Origin of the sequence: Candidatus Terasakiella magnetica (assembly GCF_900093605.1) — a bacterium.
GTDB classification, from domain to species: domain Bacteria; phylum Pseudomonadota; class Alphaproteobacteria; order Rhodospirillales; family Terasakiellaceae; genus Terasakiella; species Terasakiella magnetica.
Genome location: NZ_FLYE01000040.1, coordinates 1 through 269, shown reverse-complemented (window position 1 = coordinate 269; position 269 = coordinate 1). Strand labels below are relative to the sequence as shown.

Sequence of the window (269 nt, the reverse complement as noted above, 5' to 3'; positions counted from 1 at the left end):
TTGTGTCGTGTGATTGGCGTTCATCGCAGTGGTTTCTATGCGTGGCTCAAACAGCCTTTAAGCAAACGTGCAATTGAAGACAAAAGGCTGTCAGGCTTGATTAAACAGTCTTGGCTTGAAAGCGGAACCTCTTATGGCTATCGCAACATTACCAAAGATTTGAAAGATTGGGGAGAAACCTGTGGCAAACACCGAGTATATCGAATTATGAAAATTGAAGGTATCCGCTCACAACGCGGCTACAAGAGACACGGAGGCTTCCCCAGTGA

General features: G+C 45.7%; 1 protein-coding gene. It reads left to right on the top strand.

Annotated elements, in window-relative coordinates; genetic code table 11:
- The coding region (locus MTBPR1_RS12205; RefSeq protein WP_131813977.1) for an IS3 family transposase at positions 1 to 269 on the top strand (269 nt) is incomplete at both ends.